The sequence below is a fragment of the Pseudomonas sp. EMN2 genome, from assembly GCF_009650555.1.
Taxonomy (GTDB): domain Bacteria; phylum Pseudomonadota; class Gammaproteobacteria; order Pseudomonadales; family Pseudomonadaceae; genus Aquipseudomonas; species Aquipseudomonas sichuanensis.
This window is the reverse complement of the sequence record NZ_VZZR01000050.1, coordinates 89,806-109,079: the sequence shown is the minus strand read 5'-3', so window position 1 is coordinate 109,079 and position 19,274 is coordinate 89,806. Positions and strand designations below refer to the sequence as shown.

Sequence of the window (19,274 nt, the reverse complement as noted above, 5' to 3'; positions counted from 1 at the left end):
TGTGAGAGTAGGTCATCGTCAAGATTCATTTCGCAAAACCCCTATCTGCGCATGCAGGTAGGGGTTTTGTCTTTTCCGCGGCCACAGCAGGCTGGTGTGGAACACCTGTGGGAGCGGGCTTGCCCCGCGATAGCTCTGGTAAGGCAACACTCTGGCAGTGAGGCTGGCCGGGCGGGCCTCATCGCGGGGCAAGCCCGCTCCCACGCTCTATGTATGAGGCGTTAGTGCTGCATAGACAGCTGTGGCCAACAAGGTGTCCAGGAGCCTCATACAGGGCCGTTTAGAGCCTAGCCACCCTGTGTGCAGCCATGTTGCCCTGATAGTCCAATCGCGGGGCAGTCTTGTCCTCCAGCGTGGTCTCTCCCAGTTCAGTGCCTGACCTGCAGTTTGCTCAATGCCAACTCCGCCAATTGACGGGCGGCTTCGATCTCGTGGGTGGACGTCAGGGACAGGCCTCGGCCTATGTTCGTGAGGTGGGCGGGGGTGTTCATGTGGATGATGGAGAGCGCGCAGAACAGCCGCTCCGAGATCTGGACCAGGAGGTCTTCCAGGGAGTGGGATATTTCGGTGGAAAGCGGTGGGTCGGGGACAATCTTCAACATGGTGTAATCCTTACTGAAGAGCTATCCACCATTGCTGTCAAACAAGTGGGTGGCAGCGTACGTGGGTTGACAGACCGGTCAGTAAGGAAACCCGGCGCACTCGAAAGTGCCCCACGTACAGCCGCCATGAAAGGCGAAGCCATGCGAGTTTATTACTGAGTCAGCCTGTCAAAGCTGATCGTTGATTCTGCAACGACCGGCCGAGACTAAAACCCGACCCAGACCACCGCAATGGCTTGAAAGGGCTTTGGAGTATGTTTGGGAAATGGACTACAGGGAATGGGGAAAGTCTTAAAGACTTGGGGGCAAGATTGAATCAGTGAGGCGGGCGCCACTGTCGTGGCGCATCGCTGGCAAGCCAGCTCCCACAGTGGGCGGCGCAGGGGCCAGGCACGGCGCATACCTGTGGGAGCCGGCTTGCCGGCGATGAAGCCAGTACGGTCGCCCAGGTTTCCCCGATTTCCAGGCACAAAAAAACCGACCATAGGGTCGGTTTTTTCTGGATTTTGGTGCCCCGAGGGAGACTCGAACTCCCACTCCTTTCGAAAACGGATTTTGAATCCGCCGCGTCTACCAATTCCGCCATCAGGGCTTGTCGCGGCGCAGTATAGAGAGGCGCATGAGGTCGGTCAATCGTCTTTCATGGTCAATTTTCATGCATTGGGCTAAACTTCCCGGCCCTGTCGAACCGAACATCATCATGCGCGTCGCCGATTTTTCTTTCGAACTCCCAGACTCCCTCATCGCCCGCCACCCGTTGGCCGAGCGTCACGGCAGCCGCCTGCTCGTGCTCGACGGTCAAAGCGGCGCGCTGGCCCACCAGCAGTTCACCGACCTGCTCGACTACCTGCGCCCCGGCGACCTGATGGTGTTCAACAACACCCGGGTGATTCCGGCACGCCTGTTCGGCCAGAAAGCTTCCGGCGGCAAGCTGGAAGTGCTGGTCGAGCGGGTGCTGGACAGCCACCGCGTGCTGGCCCATGTGCGCGCCAGCAAGGCGCCGAAAGAGGGCGCGGTGATCCTCATCGATGGCGGTGGCGAGGCCGAGATGGTCGCGCGCCACGAGACGCTGTTCGAGCTGCGCTTCACCGAAGAGGTGCTGCCCCTGCTCGAACGTGTCGGCCATATGCCGTTGCCGCCCTACATCGACCGCCCGGACGAGGGCGCCGACCGTGAACGCTATCAGACGGTCTATGCCGAGCGCGCAGGCGCCGTGGCTGCGCCCACCGCCGGGCTGCACTTCGACGAGGCGCTGCTGGAAAAGATCGCAGCCAAGGGCGTCGAGCGCGCCTTTGTCACCCTGCATGTGGGCGCCGGCACCTTCCAGCCGGTGCGGGTCGACAAGATCGAAGACCACCACATGCACAAAGAGTGGCTCGAAGTGAGCCAGGATGTGGTCGACGCCGTCGAGGCCTGCCGTGCCCGTGGTGGCCGGGTGATCGCCGTGGGTACCACCAGCGTGCGTTCGCTGGAAAGCGCGGCGCGCGATGGCGTGCTCAAGGCGTTCAGCGGCGACACCGACATCTTCATTTTCCCGGGCCGGCCGTTCCATGTGGTCGACTGCCTGGTGACCAACTTCCACCTGCCGGAGTCCACGCTGCTGATGCTGGTCTCGGCCTTTGCCGGTTACCCCGAGACCATGGCTGCCTATGCGGCGGCGGTGGCCAACGGATACCGCTTCTTCAGTTACGGTGATGCCATGTTCATCACCCGCAATCCGGCGCCACGCGGCCCAGAGGATCAAGCATGAGTCGCACCTGTCGAATGTCGTTCGAACTGCTGGCCACCGACGGCAAGGCCCGTCGCGGTCGGCTGACCTTCCCCCGTGGCACCGTGGAAACCCCGGCGTTCATGCCGGTGGGTACCTATGGCACGGTCAAGGGCATGCTGCCGCGTGACATCGAGGCCATCGGCGCCGAGATCATCCTTGGCAACACCTTCCACCTGTGGCTGCGCCCAGGCACCGAGGTGATCAAGAAGCACAATGGCCTGCACGATTTCATGCAATGGAAAGGCCCCATCCTCACCGACTCCGGTGGTTTCCAGGTGTTCAGCCTGGGCGCCATGCGCAAGATCAAAGAGGAGGGCGTCACCTTCGCCTCGCCCGTGGATGGCTCGAAAGTGTTCATGGGCCCGGAAGAGTCCATGCAGGTGCAACGCGACCTGGGCTCGGACATCGTGATGATCTTCGACGAGTGCACGCCGTACCCGGCCGAGCACGACGTGGCGCGCACCTCGATGGAGCTGTCGCTGCGCTGGGCCCAGCGCTCGAAGAACGCCCACGCCGACAACACCGCGGCGCTGTTCGGCATCGTCCAGGGCGGCATGTATCAGGACCTGCGCATGCGTTCGCTGGAAGGCCTGGACAACATCGGCTTCGACGGCCTGGCCATCGGTGGTCTGTCGGTGGGTGAGCCCAAGCACGAGATGATCAAGGTGCTGGACTACCTGCCAGGCCAGATGCCGGCTGACAAACCTCGTTACCTTATGGGGGTAGGCAAGCCGGAGGATCTTGTAGAGGGTGTGCGCCGCGGCGTCGACATGTTCGACTGCGTGATGCCCACGCGCAATGCGCGCAACGGCCATCTGTTCATCGACACTGGGGTGATCAAGATCCGCAATGCGTTCCATCGTCATGATGAATCGCCGCTGGATCCGACCTGCGATTGCTACACCTGCACCAACTTCTCGCGCGCCTACCTGCACCACCTGGACAAGTGCGGCGAAATGTTGAGCAGCATGCTGAATACCATCCACAACTTGCGCCACTACCAGCGCTTGATGGCCGGTTTACGCGAGGCTATTCAACAGGGTAAATTGGCCGCCTTTGTCGACGCCTTCTACGCCAAACGCGGGCTCCCTGTGCCGCCTTTGGACTGACTGTTTGCATCCATTATTAGAAAATTTGCATTAGGAGTGCACAATGAGCTTCTTGATTCCCGCCGCCTACGCGGACGCTGCAGCCCCTGCCGCCGGTCCAGCCGGTACCGGCTTCGAGTGGATCTTCCTGGTCGGCTTCCTGGTCATCTTCTACCTGATGATCTGGCGTCCACAGGCCAAGCGCGCCAAAGAGCAGAAGAACCTGCTGAGCAACTTGCAGAAAGGTGACGAAGTTGTCACCAACGGCGGCATCGCCGGCAAGATCGTCAAGGTTTCCGATGATTTCGTGGTTCTGGAAGTGTCCGACACCGTCGAGCTGAAGTTCCAGAAGGGCGCGATTGCCGCGACCCTGCCAAAAGGTACGCTCAAGGCTATCTGAGTTACCGGTTTCATTTTTCCAGTCGGGGCGCGCAAAGCGCCCCGCGTCTTGAACGGGCGGCGTGATGCTGAACAAATACCCTCTGTGGAAATACCTGCTGATCGTGGTGGTACTGGCGATCGGTTTTATTTATTCCGCACCCAACCTCTACCCGGATGATCCGGCGGTGCAGATCAGCGGCGCCAGTTCCGCGCTGCATGTCAGCCAGGCTGACCTCGATCGCGTCACCAAGGCGCTGACCGATGCCGGCATCGCGGTAAAAGGCGGCAACCTGGGCGAGAAGGGCAGTGCGCTGGTGCGCCTGACCAACCAGGAAGACCAGCTGCCAGCCAAGGATGTGGCGCGCAAGGCCCTCGGCGATGACTATGTCGTGGCCCTGAACCTGGCCCAGACCACCCCGCAGTGGCTGCGCAACCTGGGTGCCAGCCCGATGAAGCTGGGCCTGGACCTGTCCGGTGGTGTGCACTTCCTGCTGGAAGTGGACATGGACAAGGCCATGACTGCCCGCATGAAAGTCTACGAAGGCGAGGTCAAGACCTTGCTGCGCAAAGAGCGCGTCCGCTACCGCAGCCTGCCTCAGCAGGATGGCGGCATCATGCTGGGCTTCGCCGACGACGCTACCCGCGAACAGGCTCGCAGCCTGATCCGCAAGAATTTCAATGATTTCGAACTGACCACCACCGAGCGCAACGAGCTCGCCGTGCTGCGCCTGGCGCTGACCCAGGCCAAGGTCGCCGAAATCCGCGAATACTCCATCAAGCAGAACCTGACCACCGTTCGCAACCGTGTGAACGAGCTGGGCGTGGCCGAGCCGCTGGTACAGCGCCAGGGCGCCAACCGCATCGTGGTCGAGCTGCCGGGTGTGCAGGACACTGCCGAAGCCAAGCGTATCCTCGGCAAGACCGCCAACCTGGAGTTCCGCTTCGGCGCCGAGCCGGGTGCGTCCAAAGCCACCACCGAGGTGTTCGAGTTCCGCGAAGGCGGCCGCTCCGCCCCGGTCGAGCGCGGCCTGATCATCACTGGTGACCAGGTCACCGACGCCCAGGCCAGCTTCGACGAGCACGGTCGCCCGCAAGTGAACATCCGCCTCGACGGCCACGGCGGCGAGCTGATGAGCCGCGCCACCCGCTCCAACGTCGGGCGCAGCATGGCGGTGATCTTCATCGAGCAGAAGCCGGTCACCCACTACGAGAAGCAAACGGTCAACGGCGTCGAGAAAGACGTTGCGGTCCAGAGCTTCAAGGAAGAGAAGAAGATCATCAGCCTGGCGACCATCCAGTCGCCGCTGGGCAGCCAGTTCCGCATCACCGGCCTGAACGGCCAGGGTGAGTCGTCCGAGCTGGCCCTGCTGCTGCGTGCCGGTGGTCTGGCTGCGCCGATGTACTTCGCCGAAGAACGTACCATTGGCCCGAGCCTGGGTGCCGACAACATCACCAAGGGTATCGATGCATCCCTGTGGGGCATGCTGTTCGTCTCGCTGTTCATCATCGCCATCTACCGCGGTTTCGGTGTGCTGGCCACTATCGCGTTGGCGGGCAACATGGTCCTGCTGCTGGCGTTGATGTCGCTGCTGGGCGCCACGCTGACCTTGCCGGGTATTGCCGGTATCGTCTTGACCATGGGTATGGCGGTCGACGCCAACGTGCTCATCTTCTCGCGTATCCGCGAAGAGATCGCCGCCGGCATGTCGGTGCAGCGCGCCATCCATGAAGGCTTCAACCGCGCCTACTCGGCAATCGTCGACGCCAACCTGACCACCTTGCTGGTCGGCGGCATCCTGTTCGCCATGGGTACCGGCCCGGTCAAAGGCTTCGCGGTCACCATGTCCCTCGGGATTTTCACCTCGATGTTCACCGCTGTAATGGTGACTCGTGCGCTGGTCAACCTGACTTGCGGCGGGCGTGACATCAAGAAGCTGTGGGTTTGAGGGAGCTGCGATGAAAACCATCAACTTCATGGGCGTGCGCAATGTCGCGTTCGCCATTACCGTGCTCCTCACCGTGTTGGCCCTGTTCAGCTGGTGGCACAAGGGGCTGAACTTTGGCCTGGACTTCACCGGCGGTACGCTGATCGAGCTCACTTACGAGCGCCCGGCGGACCTTGAGAAGGTGCGTACCGAGCTGGTCAGCTCCGGCTTCCACGAGGCCGTGGTGCAGAGCTTCGGCGCCACCACCGACCTGCTGGTGCGGATGCCGGGTGACGACCCGCAACTGGGCAATCGCGTAGCCGAAGCCTTGCAGAAGGTCGGTGGCGACAACCCGGCCACGGTCAAGCGCGTCGAGTTCGTCGGCCCGCAGGTGGGTGAAGAGCTGCGCGACCAGGGGGGCATGGGTATGCTCCTGGCCCTGGGCGGCATCCTCATCTACCTGGCGTTCCGCTTCCAGTGGAAGTTCGCCGTGGGCGCCATCGTTTCGCTGATCCACGACGTGGTGGTGACTCTGGGTATCCTGTCGTTCTTCCAGATCACCTTCGACCTGACGGTGCTGGCGGCGGTACTGGCGATCATCGGTTACTCGCTCAACGACACCATCGTCGTGTTCGATCGGGTGCGTGAGAACTTCCGTGTGCTGCGCAAGGCGTCGCTGATCGACAACATCAACATCTCGACCACCCAGACCCTGCTGCGTACCGTGGCGACCTCGGTTTCCACTTTGCTGGCCATCGCCGCGCTGCTGTTCTTCGGTGGCGACAACCTGTTCGGCTTCTCCCTGGCGCTGTTCATCGGCGTCATGGCGGGTACCTACTCGTCGATCTACATCGCCAACGTGGTGCTGATCTGGCTGAACCTGAGCAGCGAAGACCTGATCCCGCCGGCCAAGAACGAGGGCGTGGACGAGCGTCCGTAAGCCATCGTTCAGCGCCGTTCGGCGTAATCAAAGGCGCGAGTGTTGAACTCGCGCCTTTTTTTTTGCTCCAAGGCAGGGAGAAGGCGGGCTGGAACCCGCAAGGAAGATCAGGAGGTTCAGGTGAATAAATCAATGCTGGTGGGTGCGGTACTGGGTGCTGTCGGTGTGACTGCCGGAGGTGCTGTGGCGACCTACAGCTTGGTGAACAAAGGGCCTGAATACGCCCAGGTCACCGACGTGCAGCCAATCAAGCAGCAGGTGAAGACACCGCGTGAAGTGTGTAAGGAGGTCGCTGTGACCCGCCAGGCACCGGTCAAGGATCAGCATCAGATTGCCGGTACCGTGGTCGGAGCCATTGCCGGTGGTCTGCTGGGTAACCAGATCGGCGGCGGTACCGGCAAGAAGATCGCCACGGTCGCCGGCGCGGTAGGTGGTGGTTACGCGGGCAACAAGACCCAGGAATACATGCAGGAGCGTGACACCACCACGACCATGCAAACCCGATGCAGTACGGTCAACGACATCAGCGAGAAGGTGGTGGGGTACAACGTCACCTATTCCCTCGGTGACCAGGTGGGCAAGGTGAAGATGAATCACGAGCCGGGCTCGACCATCCCTGTGGACAAGAATGGCAAGTTGATCCTCAGCGAGAACCAGGCGGGGCAATGAGCCGTTTGCGTGGAATCAATCGGAGCTTGCTGATTTAACGGGAGCAGCGTGGAAGCGGGCTTGCCCCGCGATCACCGGCGAAGCCGGTGCCATGCATCGCATCGCGGGGCAAGCCCGCTCCCACGCGATTTTCTATAAAAGCCGAGCACAAAAAAACGCCCCGAAGAGCGTTTTTTTGTGCTCGGCAATCGGCGCTTAGCGCTTCATGCTCTCCGGCAGGTGCGGCTGGATGGCAGTCAGCACGGCCTTGAAGCACTTGATGTTGCCGGCAACGATATGGCCCTTCTCGAGGAAGTCATGGCCACCGTTGAAGTCGCTCACCAGGCCGCCTGCTTCCTGGATCAGCAGCACGCCTGCAGCCATGTCCCACTCGGACAGGCCCGACTCCCAGAAGGCGTCGAAGCGGCCGGCGGCCACATAGGCCAGATCCAGGCTGGCGGAGCCGGCGCGGCGGATGCCGGCGGTCTGGCCAGTCAGGGCGCGGAACATGCCCAGGTAGTTGTCCAGGTCGGCCAGCTGGTTGTCACGGAACGGGAAGCCGGTGCCCAGCAGGGCGCCTTCCAGGCTGGTGCGCGAGCTGACGCGCAGGCGGCGGCCATTGATCTGGGCGCCACGGCCACGGCTGGCGGTGAATTCTTCCTGGCGAACCGGGTCGAGGACCACGGCGTGCTCCAGGCGGCCGCGGTATTTGCAGGCGATGCTGACGGCGAAGTGCGGAATGCCGCGCAGGAAGTTGGTGGTGCCGTCCAGTGGATCGATGATCCACAGGTAGTCCTTGCCCTCTTCGCCGGTGCCGGCGTGCAGGCCGGTCTCTTCGCCCTGGATCGAGTGGTTCGGGTAGGCTTTGCGCAGGGCTTCGACGATGACCTTCTCGGCGGCACGGTCAACCTCGGACACATAGTCCTTGGCCTGTTTTTCGTCGACTTTGATGCTGTCCAGGCGTTCGATGGAGCGGAAAATCAGTTCACTGGCGCTGCGAGCGGCGCGCAGGGCGATATTCAGCATAGGCTGCATGGGAAGGTCACCTGGAGATGTTAAAGAAGAAAGCCGCACATTCTAGCAGAAATCTTTGACGGAAGAAGTGTCACATTTGCTTTCATAGCGTTACGCTGGTCGGTTCTGTAAGATCGAAACCCTCTTCATCCGCGTCTGTGAGCACAACACCTTGCTGCAAAATATTCGTGTTGTTCTGGTCAATACCAGCCACCCCGGCAACATCGGCGGCGCTGCGCGTGCCATGAAAAACATGGGCCTGGCGCGTCTGGTGCTGGTGCAGCCAAAAGAATTCCCCGCCGCCGAAGCCTCGGCGCGTGCCTCGGGTGCCGACGATGTGCTCGACAACGCCCTGGTGGTCGACAGCCTCGAGCAGGCACTGGTCGGTTGCAGCCTGGTGATGGGCACCAGCGCCCGCGAGCGCAGCATCCCCTGGCCGTTGATCGGCCCACGGGAGTGCGGCACCAAGGCGGTGGAGCATGCCCTGGCCGGCGAGGAGATCGCCCTGGTGTTCGGTCGCGAGCACGCCGGGCTGACCAACGAAGAACTGCAGCGATGTCACTTCCACGTGCACATTCCCTCCAATCCCGACTTCAGCTCGCTGAATCTGGCCGCCGCCGTCCAGGTGCTCTCCTACGAGGTACGCATGGCCTCGTTGGCGGTGCAGGGTGTGGCAGCCAAGGTCGAGAAAACCGACGCCAACGAGCTGGCGACCATGGACGAAATGGAGCTGTTCTATGACCACCTGGAAAAAACCCTGGTGGACATCGGCTTCCTCGACCCCGCCAAGCCCAAGCACCTGATGCCGCGCCTGCGCCGGCTGTATGGGCGCAGCTCGGTCGAGCGTACGGAAATGAGCATTTTGCGCGGCATCCTCACCGAGACCCAGAAAGTCGTCCGGGGCGAGCCGCATAAACGGAAGGACTGAACGATGTTCGAGCGTCTGCGTGAAGATATTCAAAGTGTTTTCCATCGTGACCCGGCGGCGCGCAACGCCTTCGAGGTCCTGACCTGCTACCCGGGCATGCACGCCATCTGGCTGCACCGTCTGGGCAATGCCCTGTGGAAGCGCGATTTCAAATGGCTGGCACGCCTGGTGTCGAACTTCGGGCGCTGGATGACCGGTATCGAGATCCACCCGGGTGCGACCATCGGCCGGCGTTTCTTCATCGACCACGGCATGGGCATCGTCATTGGCGAGACCGCCGAGATCGGCGACGACGTGACGCTGTACCAGGGCGTGACCCTGGGCGGCACCAGCTGGAACAAAGGCAAGCGCCACCCGACCCTGGAAAACGGCGTGGTGGTGGGGGCGGGCGCCAAGGTTCTGGGGCCGTTCACGGTCGGTGCCGGGGCCAAGATCGGCTCCAACGCCGTGGTCACCAAGGCGGTGCCGGCCGGCGCCACGGCGGTGGGCATCCCGGGGCGCATCATCGTCAAGAGCGAGGACGATGCCGTCGAAGCCAAGCGCAAGGCCATGGCCGAGAAGATCGGTTTCGACGCCTATGGTGTCAGCGGCGACATGCCAGACCCGGTGGCCAGGGCCATCGGCCAGATGCTCGACCACCTGCAGGCAGTCGACGAGCGCCTGGAGGGGATGTGTGGCGCCCTGACCAGGATGGGCAGTGATTATTGTGCCAAGGAGCTGCCGGCGTTGCCCGACGATGACTTCGCCGCTGCGTGCGCGGAGCTGAAGCAGGGCGACACTCAGCCGCATTGATTCCGCCAGCCCGACACAAGGGGCGTGTGCTCGCGCCCCTCGTCTGCTACACTCGCGCCCGCCTCCCGCATGCATACCCGACTAAAGCACTAGGTCTAATAGTTGACTTAAATGCTCGGGAATCGCATACTCGCACACATTCTGTAACTCCCGTGGTAACCATACGCCATGCGACTGACTACCAAAGGCCGATACGCCGTGACCGCCATGCTTGACCTGGCGTTGCACGCGCAGCATGGGCCGGTGTCACTGGCCGATATTTCCGAGCGCCAGGGCATTTCCCTTTCTTATCTGGAGCAGCTGTTCGCCAAGCTGCGCCGCAGCAGCCTGGTATCCAGCGTTCGCGGCCCGGGCGGCGGCTACCAGCTGTCGCGCGGCATGGAAACCATCCAGGTGGCCCAGGTCATCGACGCGGTCAATGAATCGGTCGATGCCACCCGCTGCCAGGGCCTGGGCGACTGCCATGCCGGTGATACCTGCCTGACTCACCACCTGTGGTGCGACCTGAGCCAGCAGATCCATGAATTCCTCAGTGGCATCAGCCTGGCCGACCTCGTCAAGCGCCGTGAGGTGCAAGAAGTCGCCCAGCGCCAGGACCTGCGCCGTGTTGCAGGCCGTACCGCCATGCTGGACAAGATTGAGACGTCCGCCGTCGACTGAAATTCAGCGCCGAGCGACGCCAACGCCTGATAGGAGATACTCAATGAAGTTGCCGATCTACCTCGATTACTCCGCGACCACGCCGGTCGATCCACGTGTGGCCCAGAAAATGGCCGAATGCCTGCTGGTCGACGGGAACTTCGGTAACCCGGCCTCGCGCTCCCACGTGTTTGGCTGGAAAGCCGAAGAAGCGGTCGAGAATGGCCGTCGCCAGGTGGCCGAGCTGATCAACGCCGACCCGCGCGAGATCGTCTGGACCAGCGGTGCCACCGAGTCCGACAACCTCGCCCTCAAAGGCGTGGCGCACTTCTATCAGACCAAGGGCAAGCACATCATCACCTCCAAGATCGAGCACAAGGCGGTCCTGGACACCGCTCGCCAGCTCGAGCGTGAAGGTTTCGAAGTCACCTACCTCGAGCCAGGCGAAGACGGCATCGTCACCCCGGCCATGGTCGAGGCTGCCCTGCGTGACGACACCATCCTGGTTTCGCTGATGCACGTGAACAACGAAGTCGGCTCGATCAACGACATCGCCGCCATCGGTGAACTGACCCGCTCGCGCGGCGTGCTGTTCCATGTCGATGCCGCGCAGTCGGCCGGCAAGGTCGAGATCGACGTGCAGAAGCTGAAAGTCGACCTGATGTCGTTCTCGGCGCACAAGGTCTACGGCCCCAAAGGCATCGGCGCGCTGTACGTCAGCCGCAAGCCGCGTGTCCGCCTGGAGGCCATCATCCACGGTGGTGGCCATGAACGTGGCATGCGTTCGGGTACCTTGCCGACCCACCAGATCGTCGGCATGGGCGAAGCCTTCGCCATTGCCAAGCAGGAAATGGCCAGCGAGAACGCGCGCATCAAGGCCCTGAGCGACCGCTTCTTCAAGCAGGTCTCGGACCTCGAAGAGCTGTACGTCAACGGCAGCCAGACCGCCCGCGTACCGCACAACCTGAACCTGAGCTTCAACTACGTCGAAGGCGAGTCGCTGCTGATGTCGCTCAAGGACATCGCTGTTTCGTCCGGTTCGGCCTGCACCTCCGCTTCGCTCGAGCCGTCCTACGTCCTGCGCGCCCTGGGCCGCAACGACGAACTGGCGCACAGCTCGATCCGCTTCTCTTTCGGCCGCTTCACCAGCGAAGAAGAAGTCGACTACGCCGCGCAGAAAGTCTGCGAGGCTGTCAACAAACTGCGTGAGCTGTCGCCCCTTTGGGACATGTACAAAGACGGCGTCGACATCTCCAAGATCGAGTGGGCCGCCCACTAAGCAGTCGCCGGCAAGAGCGGCTCCCTGATGAGGAAGGAATTGCACCATGGCATACAGTGAAAAGGTCATCGACCACTACGAAAACCCACGCAACGTCGGCAAGATGAATGCCGAGGATCCGGATGTCGGTACCGGCATGGTCGGCGCTCCAGCGTGCGGCGACGTGATGCGTCTGCAGATCAAGGTCAACGAGCAAGGCATCATCGAAGACGCCAAGTTCAAGACCTATGGCTGCGGTTCGGCCATCGCCTCCAGCTCCCTCGCCACCGAGTGGATGAAGGGCAAGACCCTGGACGAAGCCGAAACCATCAAGAACACCCAGCTGGCTGAAGAGCTGGCACTGCCACCGGTCAAGATCCACTGCTCCGTGCTCGCCGAAGATGCCATCAAGGCAGCCGTTCGCGATTACAAGCAGAAGAAAGGCCTGGTCTAAGTCGCCTGTTGCAAGCTAAGGAGTTCCGATGGCCATCAGCATGACAGAAGCCGCCGCCAACCACATTCGCCGCTCCCTCGACGGGCGCGGCAAAGGTGAAGGCATTCGCCTGGGCGTGCGCACCACCGGTTGCTCGGGCCTGGCCTACGTGCTGGAGTTCGTTGACGAACTGGCCGAAGAAGACCAGGTGTTCGAGAACCACGGCGTGAAGGTCATCATCGACCCGAAAAGCCTGGTGTACCTCGACGGCACCGAGCTGGACTTCGTCAAGGAAGGGTTGAACGAAGGCTTCAAGTTCAACAACCCCAACGTGCGCGGTGAATGTGGCTGCGGCGAAAGCTTCAACGTTTGAGGCTGGCCGTGGGTACTCCTTGTCATTACGCACTGTTTGACCTGCAACCGAGCTTTCGCCTGGACCTCGACAAGCTGGCCACTCGCTACCGCGAGCTGGCCCGCGAGGTCCATCCGGACCGCTTCGCCGATGCCTCCGAGCGCGAACAGCGCGTTGCCCTGGAAAAGTCGGCGGCCCTGAACGACGCCTACCAGACCTTGCGCAGCGCACCGCGCCGTGCCCGTTACCTGCTGGCCATCGGTGGCCATGAAGTGCCCCAGGAAGTCACCGTGCACGACCCGGCCTTCCTGTTGCAGCAGATGCAGTGGCGCGAAGAGCTCGAAGAGCTGCAGGACGAAGCCGACCTCGACGGCGTGGCCGTGTTCAAGAAGCGGCTCAAGGCCGCCCAGGACACGCTGAACGAGGATTTCGCCGCCTGCTGGGATGTTGCTGCCGAGCGTGACCAGGCCGAACGCCTGATGCGCCGCATGCAGTTCCTCGACAAGCTTGCCCAAGAAGTGCGCCAACTCGAAGAGCGCCTCGACGATTAACCCCGGCGTTACCCGTGATGACGCCTAAGGTACTCAGATAAGCATGGCCCTACTGCAGATCGCCGAACCCGGTCAGAGCCCTCAGCCGCACCAGCGCCGCCTGGCGGTGGGCATCGACCTGGGCACCACCAATTCTCTCGTCGCCGCCGTGCGCAGCGGGCGCAGCGAGCCGCTGCCCGATGCCCAGGGCCGGGTCATCCTGCCCTCCGCGGTGCGCTACCTGGATAACGGCGTCGACGTTGGCCTGAGCGCGCGCGAGGCGGCGCCCAGCGACCCGCTCAACACCATCGTCTCGGTCAAGCGCCTGATGGGGCGCGGCCTGGCCGACGTCAAGCAGCTCGGCGAGCAACTGCCGTACCGTTTTGTCGGTGGTGAGTCGCACATGCCGTTCATCGACACCGTCCAGGGGCCGAAGAGCCCGGTGGAAGTGTCGGCCGACATCCTCAAGGTGCTGCGTGCGCGTGCCGAAGAGACGCTCGGCGGTGAGCTGGTAGGCGCGGTGATCACCGTCCCTGCGTATTTCGACGACGCCCAGCGCCAGGCCACCAAGGACGCCGCCAAGCTGGCCGGCCTCAACGTGCTGCGCCTGCTCAATGAACCGACCGCAGCCGCCGTGGCCTATGGCCTGGACCAGAATGCCGAAGGCGTGGTGGCGATCTTCGACCTGGGCGGCGGTACCTTCGATATTTCCATCCTGCGCCTGACCGCTGGCGTCTTTGAAGTGCTGGCCACCGGCGGCGACACCGCCCTGGGCGGCGATGACTTCGACCACGCCATTGCCGGCTGGATCATCGAGCAGGCCGGCCTGTCAGCTGATCTCGACCCGGCTACCCAGCGCCTGCTGCTGCAGACCGCCTGCGCGGCCAAGGAAGCCTTGACCGATGCCGACGTGGTCAGCGTGCAGCACGCTGTCTGGCAGGGCGAGCTGACCCGCGCTGCCTTCGACGCCATGATCGAGCCGATGATTGCCCGCAGCCTCAAGGCCTGCCGCCGCGCTGTGCGCGACAGCGGTATCGAGCTGGAGGAGGTGGGTGCGGTGGTGATGGTTGGCGGCTCTACCCGCGTGCCGCGTGTGCGCGACGCCGTGGGTACGCTGTTTGGCCGTACCCCGCTGACCTCCATCGACCCTGACCAGGTGGTCGCCATTGGCGCCGCCATCCAGGCCGACACCCTGGCCGGTAACCGTCGCGAAGGCGGCGAACTGCTGCTGCTCGACGTCATCCCGCTGTCGCTGGGCCTTGAGACCATGGGCGGGCTGATGGAAAAGGTGATTCCGCGCAACACCACCATTCCGGTGGCCCGTGCCCAAGAGTTCACCACTTATAAAGACGGCCAGTCGGCCATGATGATCCACGTGCTGCAGGGCGAGCGCGAGCTGATCAGCGACTGCCGCTCGCTGGCGCGCTTCGAGCTGCGCGGCATCCCGGCCATGGTTGCCGGTGCCGCGAAGATCCGCGTCACTTTCCAAGTCGACGCCGATGGCCTGCTCAGTGTCGCCGCGCGCGAGCTGGGTTCGGGCGTGGAGTCGAGCATCCAGGTCAAGCCATCCTACGGCCTGACCGACGGCGAAATCGCCCGCATGCTCAAGGACTCGTTCGAGCACGCCGGCTCCGACAAGCAGGCGCGCCAGCTGCGCGAGCACCAGGTCGACGGCGAGCGTCTGCTCGAAGCGGTACAGGGCGCCCTGGACGCCGATGGCGAGCGCCTGCTCAGCAGCGACGAGCGCGATGCCATTGAATTCCAGATGCAGGAACTACGTGATTTGCTGAGCGGCACCGATGGCGCCGCCATCGAGCAACAGACCAAGCGTCTGTCGCAGGTGACCGATGCATTTGCCGCCCGTCGCCTTGATTCGACGGTCAAAGCCGCACTGGCCGGGCGCAACCTGAATGAGATCGAGGAGTAATCGATGCCGCTGGTGACATTCCTGCCGCATGAAAAATTCTGCCCCGAGGGGCTGACCGTGGAAGTGCCCGTCGGGACAAATATCCTGGAGCTGGCCCACGATCATCACATCGAGATGGAAAGCGCCTGCGGCGGCGTCAAGGCCTGCACCACTTGCCACTGCATCGTGCGCAAGGGTTTCGACTCGCTTGAAGAAGCCGACGAGCTCGAAGAAGACATGCTGGACAAGGCGTGGGGCCTGGAAGCGCAATCGCGCCTGGGTTGCCAGGTGGTAGTGGCCGATGAAGACCTCACCATCGAAATCCCCAAATACTCGCTCAACCACGCCGCTGAAGCGCCGCACTGAGGATCTGTACATGAGTCTGAAATGGGTTGATGTACTTGAGATCGCTATCCAGCTTGCGGAAAGCAAGCCCGAGGTCGATCCTCATTACGTGAATTTCGTCGATCTGCGCGCTTGGGTCATGGCTTTGCCGGAATTCGATGACGATCCGTCGCGTTGCGGCGAGAAGGTTCTCGAGGCCATCCAGGCGGCCTGGATTGAAGAAGCCGACTGAGCGCACGCTGCAGGTTAGGCAATCCCCTGGAACCCGCGTATAATTCGCGGGTTTAATTTTTCGCAACACTCATATTTCTGGAGTTCTCCATGGCTGTTCAACGTACTTTCTCGATCATCAAGCCTGACGCCGTCGCCAAAAACGTCATCGGCAAGATCACCACTCGCTTCGAAGAAGCCGGCCTGAAAATCGTTGCCTCGAAAATCAAGCAACTGTCCAAAGCCGAAGCCGAAGGCTTCTACGCCGAGCACAGCGCTCGTGGCTTCTTCGGTGACCTGGTTGCCTTCATGACTTCCGGCCCAGTCGTTGTTCAGGTTCTGGAAGGCGAAAACGCCATCGCTCGCAACCGTGAGCTGATGGGCGCTACCAACCCTAAAGAAGCTGCTCCAGGCACCATCCGTGCTGACTTCGCCGAGTCGATCGACGCCAACGGCGTTCACGGTTCGGACTCCGAAGCTGCTGCTGCTCGCGAAATCGCTTACTTCTTCGCTGCTACCGAGGTAACCACTCGCTAAGCGAAAGCTTAAGGGTGAAGGTGAATCCATGACGACATCTACCGGCAAAATCAACCTGTTGGGGCTGACCCTGCAGGAAATGGAACAGTTCTTCGACTCGATCGGGGAGAAGCGCTTTCGCGCTGGCCAGGTGATGAAGTGGATTCACCATTTTGGCGTCGACGATTTCGCCGCCATGACCAATGTCGGCAAGGTCCTGCGCGAAAAGCTCGAGGCCGTTGCCGAGATTCGGGGCCCGGAAGTGGTCAGTGAAGACATTTCCGCCGACGGTACCCGCAAGTGGGTGGTCCGCGTTGCCTCTGGCAGCTGCGTCGAGACCGTCTACATCCCTACCGACGATCGCGGTACGCTCTGCGTGTCGTCGCAAGCCGGCTGTGCCCTGGACTGCAGCTTCTGCTCCACCGGCAAGCAAGGCTTCAACAGCAACCTCACCGCCGCCGAAGTGATCGGCCAGGTGTGGCTTGCGAACAAATCCTTCGGGACCGTTCCTGCCAAGATCGACCGCGCCATCACCAACGTGGTCATGATGGGCATGGGCGAACCCCTGCTGAATTTCGACAATGTCATCGCCGCCATGAAGATCATGATGGAAGATCTGGGCTATGGCATTTCCAAGCGTCGCGTCACCCTGTCCACCTCGGGCGTGGTGCCGATGATCGACGAACTGGCCAAGCACATCGATGTGTCCCTGGCCCTGTCGCTGCACGCACCGAATGACGAGCTGCGCAACCAGCTGGTACCGATCAACAAGAAGTACCCGCTGAAGATGCTGCTGGAATCCTGCATGGGCTACATGTCCACGCTCGGTGGCAAGCGCGTGCTGACCATCGAGTACACCCTGCTCAAGGACGTCAACGACCAGCCTGAGCACGCGGCACAGATGATCGAGCTGCTGCGCGACGTGCCGTGCAAGATCAACCTGATCCCGTTCAACCCGTTCCCGCACTCGGGCTACGAGCGGCCGAGCAACAATGCCATTCGCCGCTTCCAGGACCTGTTGCACCACGGTGGTTTCAACGTCACCACCCGCACCACCCGCGGTGACGACATCGATGCCGCTTGCGGGCAGCTGGTCGGCCAGGTCAACGACCGCACCCGCCGCAGCGAGCGCTACATCGCCGTGCGCCAGCTGGCTGCCGACGAGCCGCAAGACAGCGCCGCGCGCCCCTGACGAGCATCCGCCCCATGACCTTGCGCGCCGCGCTGTCGATCCTCACGCTTGCGCTGCTGGCTGGCTGCGTTTCCAGCGGTGGGGGCGACCCGCTGGCCAGCCGCCAGGGGCGTGACGAGGCTGTGCGGGCTTATGTGCAGCTGGGGCTGGGGTATTTGCAACAAGGTTTGACCGGGCAGGCCAAGGCTCCGTTGGCCAAGGCACTGGCCTTGGACAGTACCGATGCCGACGCCAATGCGGCACTGGCGCTGGTGTTCCAGGCCGAGGCTGAGCCGCAATTGGCAGGCCAGCACTTCCGTAAAGCACTGGCTGCTCGCCCGGATGACACGCGAATCCGCAACAACTACGGCAGTTTCCTATATGCTCAGGGCCGCTTTTCTGATGCTGAAGCGACGTTTCGCCAGGCGGCCGCCGATACCTTGTACCCTGAGCGTTCGCGGGTGTACGAGAACCTCGGCCTGACCGCGCGCAAGCTGGGGCAGGACGAGCAGGCCCGCGAATACCTGGAAAAGGCCCTGCGCCTCGATCAGCGGCAACCGAAAGCGTTGCTTGAAATGGCTGAGTTGTCCTACGAAAACAGGCATTATGTGCCGGCCCGGGACTACTACGATCGTTTCAGCCAGCTGAGCGAACAGAACGCCCGCAGCCTGTTGCTGGGCAGCCGCCTGGCCCGCGCCCTTGAGCAACAGGGTGATGAGGCCCGGCTGGGCCAGCAATTACAACGACTTTATCCCGGTACGCCGGAATATCAGCAATACCTGTCGGAGCAACGATGAAAGCCGCGCAAACAGAAGTAGCAGCGACTCGCCAGAACCCCGGTGACGTCTTGCGCCAGGCCCGTGAACAGCGGGAATGGAGCCAGGCCGAAGTCGCGCAAAAGCTCAACCTCACGGTATCTTCGCTGAACAACCTGGAAACCGGCGCCTTCGACAAGCTGCCCGGGCACACCTTCGCCCGTGGTTACATCCGCGCCTACGCCAAACTGTTGGGCATGGACCAGGCGCCGCTGGTGCAGGCGTTCGACAACATCACCGGCACCCACGCCCAAGGCAGCGACGTGCATGCACTCGGTCGCATCGAGGAGCCGGTCCGCCTGTCGCCCAACATCATGCGCGTGGTCAGCCTGCTGTTGCTGGTGGCCGTGGTGGGTGGTGGCTTCTTCTGGTGGCAGGACCAGGGCAGCCTGCGCGGCAAGGACCTGGCCAAGATCGCCCTGGAGCACGTCGAGGTCGAGAGCGCCGACGGCACCACCCAGATTCACCCGCTGGACGAGCCGGAAGACCAGGCTGTCAGCGAAGCCCAGCAACCAGCCAGCGAAGCGCTGCCATTGGAACCTGTGGCCAGCGAACAAGCTCCGGCAGTGGCCGTTGAGCCCCCGGCACCGGTAGTGGCTGTGGCACCTTCCAATAGCGTGCCGGCGCCAGCGCCAAGCACTGCTCCTGCTCCTGCACCGGCTGCGCCAGCTACCGTCGCCCCGGTCGTCCAGCCTGCGCCAGCCAGCCCCGTGGCCGTCGCTCCTGTCGCCCCGGCTGCCCCGGCTGCGGCGCCAGTACCGGCCGGCAGCGCCAGCGTACACATCCAGTTCACCGCCGATTGCTGGACCCAGGTCTCCGACGGCAACGGCAAGGTGCTGTTCAGCGCCATCAAGCGCAAGGGCGACAGCCTGGAACTGACCGGCAAGCCACCGTTCGCGGTACGCCTCGGGTTCGCCCGCGGCGCCCAGGTGAGCTACAACGGCCAGGCGGTCGATGTCGCCCCGTTCACCAGTGGCGAAACCGCTCGCCTGAAGTTGGGACAGTAAGTC

Annotated in this window: 22 protein-coding genes and 1 tRNA gene; 20 read left to right on the top strand and 3 right to left on the bottom strand. The window is 62.6% G+C overall.

Annotation, left to right across the window (positions count from 1 at the left end):
• Window positions 1–368: 368 nt before the first annotated feature.
• The gene (locus F6X61_RS16210) at window positions 369–602 is read right to left on the bottom strand and encodes a hypothetical protein (protein WP_153787463.1); all 234 of its coding nucleotides are present in this window, start codon (window positions 600–602) and stop codon (window positions 369–371) included.
• A gap of 507 nt (window positions 603–1,109) precedes the next feature.
• Window positions 1,110–1,194, bottom strand: a tRNA-Leu gene (locus tag F6X61_RS16205).
• Between the two features lie 108 nt (window positions 1,195–1,302).
• Between F6X61_RS16205 and queA the strand changes: the two genes are divergently transcribed.
• From queA to F6X61_RS16175, 6 genes are all read left to right on the top strand, one after another.
• Window positions 1,303–2,352 (top strand): tRNA preQ1(34) S-adenosylmethionine ribosyltransferase-isomerase QueA, encoded by a 1,050-nt coding sequence (gene queA, locus F6X61_RS16200; protein WP_153787465.1) that lies wholly within the window; start codon window positions 1,303–1,305, stop codon window positions 2,350–2,352.
• 14 nt (window positions 2,353–2,366) lie between these two features.
• Entirely contained in the window at window positions 2,367–3,482 is a 1,116-nt protein-coding gene (tgt, locus tag F6X61_RS16195) for a tRNA guanosine(34) transglycosylase Tgt (RefSeq protein ID WP_167409821.1), read from the top strand.
• A gap of 43 nt (window positions 3,483–3,525) precedes the next feature.
• A complete protein-coding gene (gene yajC / locus F6X61_RS16190) occupies window positions 3,526–3,861 on the top strand; it encodes a preprotein translocase subunit YajC (protein WP_008092587.1) in 336 nt (111 codons plus the stop codon).
• A gap of 64 nt (window positions 3,862–3,925) precedes the next feature.
• A complete protein-coding gene (gene secD, locus F6X61_RS16185; protein WP_153787462.1) occupies window positions 3,926–5,788 on the top strand; it encodes a protein translocase subunit SecD in 1,863 nt (620 codons plus the stop codon).
• Window positions 5,789–5,798: 10 nt separating this feature from the next.
• Window positions 5,799–6,707 (top strand): protein translocase subunit SecF, encoded by a 909-nt coding sequence (gene secF / locus F6X61_RS16180; protein WP_153787461.1) that lies wholly within the window; start codon window positions 5,799–5,801, stop codon window positions 6,705–6,707.
• Between the two features lie 120 nt (window positions 6,708–6,827).
• Window positions 6,828–7,376 carry a glycine zipper 2TM domain-containing protein gene (locus tag F6X61_RS16175; protein ID WP_125465407.1) on the top strand — a complete coding sequence of 183 codons (549 nt, stop codon included), beginning with the start codon at window positions 6,828–6,830 and terminating at the stop codon, window positions 7,374–7,376.
• Window positions 7,377–7,571: 195 nt separating this feature from the next.
• On the opposite strand, the gene suhB is transcribed toward F6X61_RS16175, so the two are convergent.
• The gene (gene suhB, locus F6X61_RS16170) at window positions 7,572–8,390 is read right to left on the bottom strand and encodes an inositol-phosphate phosphatase (protein ID WP_110993505.1); all 819 of its coding nucleotides are present in this window, start codon (window positions 8,388–8,390) and stop codon (window positions 7,572–7,574) included.
• 151 nt (window positions 8,391–8,541) lie between these two features.
• Between suhB and trmJ the strand changes: the two genes are divergently transcribed.
• From trmJ to F6X61_RS16100, 14 genes are all read left to right on the top strand, one after another.
• Entirely contained in the window at window positions 8,542–9,297 is a 756-nt protein-coding gene (gene trmJ, locus F6X61_RS16165; protein ID WP_153787460.1) for a tRNA (cytosine(32)/uridine(32)-2'-O)-methyltransferase TrmJ, read from the top strand.
• A gap of 3 nt (window positions 9,298–9,300) precedes the next feature.
• Complete coding sequence (gene cysE / locus F6X61_RS16160) at window positions 9,301–10,089, top strand: serine O-acetyltransferase (protein WP_153787459.1); 789 nt, start codon at window positions 9,301–9,303, stop codon at window positions 10,087–10,089.
• A 168-nt stretch (window positions 10,090–10,257) separates the two neighbouring features.
• Complete coding sequence (gene iscR / locus F6X61_RS16155) at window positions 10,258–10,749, top strand: Fe-S cluster assembly transcriptional regulator IscR (RefSeq protein WP_110993503.1); 492 nt, start codon at window positions 10,258–10,260, stop codon at window positions 10,747–10,749.
• Window positions 10,750–10,792: 43 nt separating this feature from the next.
• Window positions 10,793–12,007, top strand: coding sequence for an IscS subfamily cysteine desulfurase (locus tag F6X61_RS16150; RefSeq protein WP_110993502.1), 1,215 nt, complete (start codon window positions 10,793–10,795; stop codon window positions 12,005–12,007).
• Window positions 12,008–12,053: 46 nt separating this feature from the next.
• Entirely contained in the window at window positions 12,054–12,440 is a 387-nt protein-coding gene (iscU, locus tag F6X61_RS16145; RefSeq protein ID WP_010452756.1) for a Fe-S cluster assembly scaffold IscU, read from the top strand.
• Between the two features lie 28 nt (window positions 12,441–12,468).
• Window positions 12,469–12,792, top strand: a complete 324-nt coding sequence (gene iscA / locus F6X61_RS16140) for an iron-sulfur cluster assembly protein IscA (protein ID WP_011532338.1) — start codon at window positions 12,469–12,471, stop codon at window positions 12,790–12,792.
• 8 nt (window positions 12,793–12,800) lie between these two features.
• Window positions 12,801–13,322, top strand: a complete 522-nt coding sequence (hscB, locus tag F6X61_RS16135; RefSeq protein WP_125465404.1) for a co-chaperone HscB — start codon at window positions 12,801–12,803, stop codon at window positions 13,320–13,322.
• Window positions 13,323–13,365: 43 nt separating this feature from the next.
• Window positions 13,366–15,228 carry a Fe-S protein assembly chaperone HscA gene (gene hscA / locus F6X61_RS16130; RefSeq protein ID WP_153787458.1) on the top strand — a complete coding sequence of 621 codons (1,863 nt, stop codon included), beginning with the start codon at window positions 13,366–13,368 and terminating at the stop codon, window positions 15,226–15,228.
• Window positions 15,229–15,231: 3 nt separating this feature from the next.
• Window positions 15,232–15,573, top strand: a complete 342-nt coding sequence (fdx, locus tag F6X61_RS16125; protein ID WP_153787457.1) for an ISC system 2Fe-2S type ferredoxin — start codon at window positions 15,232–15,234, stop codon at window positions 15,571–15,573.
• A 10-nt stretch (window positions 15,574–15,583) separates the two neighbouring features.
• Window positions 15,584–15,784, top strand: coding sequence for a Fe-S cluster assembly protein IscX (gene iscX, locus F6X61_RS16120; RefSeq protein ID WP_102682076.1), 201 nt, complete (start codon window positions 15,584–15,586; stop codon window positions 15,782–15,784).
• Window positions 15,785–15,873: 89 nt separating this feature from the next.
• Window positions 15,874–16,299, top strand: coding sequence for a nucleoside-diphosphate kinase (gene ndk / locus F6X61_RS16115; protein WP_153787456.1), 426 nt, complete (start codon window positions 15,874–15,876; stop codon window positions 16,297–16,299).
• Window positions 16,300–16,327: 28 nt separating this feature from the next.
• Window positions 16,328–17,470 carry a 23S rRNA (adenine(2503)-C(2))-methyltransferase RlmN gene (gene rlmN, locus F6X61_RS16110; RefSeq protein WP_110735779.1) on the top strand — a complete coding sequence of 381 codons (1,143 nt, stop codon included), beginning with the start codon at window positions 16,328–16,330 and terminating at the stop codon, window positions 17,468–17,470.
• A gap of 14 nt (window positions 17,471–17,484) precedes the next feature.
• Complete coding sequence (gene pilW / locus F6X61_RS16105) at window positions 17,485–18,246, top strand: type IV pilus biogenesis/stability protein PilW (RefSeq protein WP_153787455.1); 762 nt, start codon at window positions 17,485–17,487, stop codon at window positions 18,244–18,246.
• Complete coding sequence (locus tag F6X61_RS16100; protein WP_153787454.1) at window positions 18,243–19,271, top strand: RodZ domain-containing protein; 1,029 nt, start codon at window positions 18,243–18,245, stop codon at window positions 19,269–19,271. Before pilW ends, F6X61_RS16100 begins: the two co-directional genes overlap by 4 nt.
• The last annotated feature ends 3 nt before the right edge of the window (window positions 19,272–19,274 follow it).

What these genes read in the sequence shown, in the direction of transcription:
- F6X61_RS16210 (WP_153787463.1), bottom strand. Translation starts at nt 602, where the DNA reads ATGTTGAAGATTGTCCCCGACCCACCGCTTTCCACCGAAATATCCCAC.
- queA (WP_153787465.1), top strand. Translation starts at nt 1,303, where the DNA reads ATGCGCGTCGCCGATTTTTCTTTCGAACTCCCAGACTCCCTCATCGCC.
- tgt (WP_167409821.1), top strand. Translation starts at nt 2,367, where the DNA reads ATGTCGTTCGAACTGCTGGCCACCGACGGCAAGGCCCGTCGCGGTCGG.
- yajC (WP_008092587.1), top strand. Translation starts at nt 3,526, where the DNA reads ATGAGCTTCTTGATTCCCGCCGCCTACGCGGACGCTGCAGCCCCTGCC.
- secD (WP_153787462.1), top strand. Translation starts at nt 3,926, where the DNA reads ATGCTGAACAAATACCCTCTGTGGAAATACCTGCTGATCGTGGTGGTA.
- secF (WP_153787461.1), top strand. Translation starts at nt 5,799, where the DNA reads ATGAAAACCATCAACTTCATGGGCGTGCGCAATGTCGCGTTCGCCATT.
- suhB (WP_110993505.1), bottom strand. Translation starts at nt 8,390, where the DNA reads ATGCAGCCTATGCTGAATATCGCCCTGCGCGCCGCTCGCAGCGCCAGT.
- cysE (WP_153787459.1), top strand. Translation starts at nt 9,301, where the DNA reads ATGTTCGAGCGTCTGCGTGAAGATATTCAAAGTGTTTTCCATCGTGAC.
- iscR (WP_110993503.1), top strand. Translation starts at nt 10,258, where the DNA reads ATGCGACTGACTACCAAAGGCCGATACGCCGTGACCGCCATGCTTGAC.
- F6X61_RS16150 (WP_110993502.1), top strand. Translation starts at nt 10,793, where the DNA reads ATGAAGTTGCCGATCTACCTCGATTACTCCGCGACCACGCCGGTCGAT.
- iscU (WP_010452756.1), top strand. Translation starts at nt 12,054, where the DNA reads ATGGCATACAGTGAAAAGGTCATCGACCACTACGAAAACCCACGCAAC.
- iscA (WP_011532338.1), top strand. Translation starts at nt 12,469, where the DNA reads ATGGCCATCAGCATGACAGAAGCCGCCGCCAACCACATTCGCCGCTCC.
- hscA (WP_153787458.1), top strand. Translation starts at nt 13,366, where the DNA reads ATGGCCCTACTGCAGATCGCCGAACCCGGTCAGAGCCCTCAGCCGCAC.
- fdx (WP_153787457.1), top strand. Translation starts at nt 15,232, where the DNA reads ATGCCGCTGGTGACATTCCTGCCGCATGAAAAATTCTGCCCCGAGGGG.
- iscX (WP_102682076.1), top strand. Translation starts at nt 15,584, where the DNA reads ATGAGTCTGAAATGGGTTGATGTACTTGAGATCGCTATCCAGCTTGCG.
- ndk (WP_153787456.1), top strand. Translation starts at nt 15,874, where the DNA reads ATGGCTGTTCAACGTACTTTCTCGATCATCAAGCCTGACGCCGTCGCC.
- rlmN (WP_110735779.1), top strand. Translation starts at nt 16,328, where the DNA reads ATGACGACATCTACCGGCAAAATCAACCTGTTGGGGCTGACCCTGCAG.
- pilW (WP_153787455.1), top strand. Translation starts at nt 17,485, where the DNA reads ATGACCTTGCGCGCCGCGCTGTCGATCCTCACGCTTGCGCTGCTGGCT.
- F6X61_RS16100 (WP_153787454.1), top strand. Translation starts at nt 18,243, where the DNA reads ATGAAAGCCGCGCAAACAGAAGTAGCAGCGACTCGCCAGAACCCCGGT.